Here is a 1,246-nt window from a genome sequence, read left to right as displayed (position 1 = left end):
CTTGAAGCCGGGAACTTGTGCGGATGTCGCCGCCCTGCCCGGCCAGGGCGGCGCGGCGAGTGGCTGCTCAGGCCCCGAACATCTTCTGGGCCAGTGACTTGGACACCAGCTGAGCCATACGATTGCTGAACAGTTCTTGCACTTCGATCGGCGTGGGCAGATCGTCGTTTTCCGGATCTTCTGCGTCGAGACCGGGCTTGAGGACTTCGGACAGCACGGTCGGCATCACCACCCCGACGAGGGCGCGAACAAGGACTTTGGTGTTGTCAGCCATGGCAGGCTTTCTGTGTCGTTGGGCTGGCTTGTTAGCGGCCTGCCGTCACGCTGCGACTTGCGCGACGCTGCCGCAACCTGACGGCTCTGCGTCAGGGGCGGGCGCGCTCGGCCGACTCGTCGTCTGCTTTGCGGTTGTAGCGGTCCCAGAACGCGACGCTGCCGAATCCAAGCTCCCCGACTTCGTCGTCGCGCGCCCAGAACTGGCCGGCCGAGCCGTAATTGCCGTTGAAGGTGCCCTTCACATCGAGCACGTACTTGGAAATCGAACCGTGGGCGGCGCCGAACACGTGGGTGCTTCCCTGGTGCCCCATCTCATCGGCGCTTGTCACCACGAAGGTTCCTCTCGACGTCCCGCCGTCGCCCGTCTCCGATTCACGGACGCCCAGTGCACCATCACTTCCGGTCCGGTTCCAGATGTTCGTGATCGTCTTCTCCGACCCGTCCGCGAAGGTAATCTTGGCGTTCTCAGCAAATGCCACTTCGTCGTTGAGGCTCTCGACGTCGACGGCAATCCTCATGCTGCCGTTGACCAGCACATGGTCGGCCTGCAGATCCATGATTTCGGCGGTTCGCCCGCCGGCGCCGGACTCAGCGGCATTGGTCAGCATTGCGACGACCTTGTTGTAGTTCTCCAGGTTGTCGATCCGGCCGTCGTCCGCGTCGATCTTGAGCGCATTCAGGGCCTGGGTCAGACCCGTGTTGGAGGCGCCTGTGTAGACTTGGTTGCGAACGTGGGGATCGCCCCACTCACCGGTGAGAATCGTCTCTGTGTCGCCAATGGTGCCGCCGTAAACCTGTGCGTCGTTCTGAGACGTAACCACGACCTGGTCGACCGCGCTGCCTCCATCGCGCAGGTCCTTGAGCAGAACGACGGCGGTTCCGCTGCTGATCGCGGTGAGTCCGTTCGACGACGTGCTCACTGTCGGTGCTGACATGGTCTGATCTCCTTGGTTTCGGGAGGTAGTCCCCC

The 1,246-nt window shown here is 62.9% G+C and carries 2 protein-coding genes; both read right to left on the bottom strand.

Annotated elements, in window-relative coordinates; all coding sequences use genetic code 11:
• Positions 1-67: 67 nt before the first annotated feature.
• Positions 68-274 (bottom strand): hypothetical protein, encoded by a 207-nt coding sequence (locus tag ACOVRJ_RS11760; RefSeq protein ID WP_422044039.1) that lies wholly within the window; start codon positions 272-274, stop codon positions 68-70.
• A gap of 91 nt (positions 275-365) precedes the next feature.
• Positions 366-1,211 (bottom strand): hypothetical protein, encoded by an 846-nt coding sequence (locus ACOVRJ_RS11755; RefSeq protein ID WP_422044038.1) that lies wholly within the window; start codon positions 1,209-1,211, stop codon positions 366-368.
• Between the last annotated feature and the right edge of the window lie 35 nt (positions 1,212-1,246).

Origin of the sequence: Roseateles sp. (assembly GCF_049240545.1) — a bacterium.
Lineage (GTDB): Bacteria > Pseudomonadota > Gammaproteobacteria > Burkholderiales > Burkholderiaceae_C > Paucibacter_A.
This window is presented reverse-complemented; position numbering and strand designations above follow the sequence as displayed.

Coding starts and splice junctions, on each gene's coding strand:
- ACOVRJ_RS11760 (WP_422044039.1), bottom strand. CDS start 274: ATGGCTGACAACACCAAAGTCCTTGTTCGCGCCCTCGTCGGGGTGGTG.
- ACOVRJ_RS11755 (WP_422044038.1), bottom strand. CDS start 1,211: ATGTCAGCACCGACAGTGAGCACGTCGTCGAACGGACTCACCGCGATC.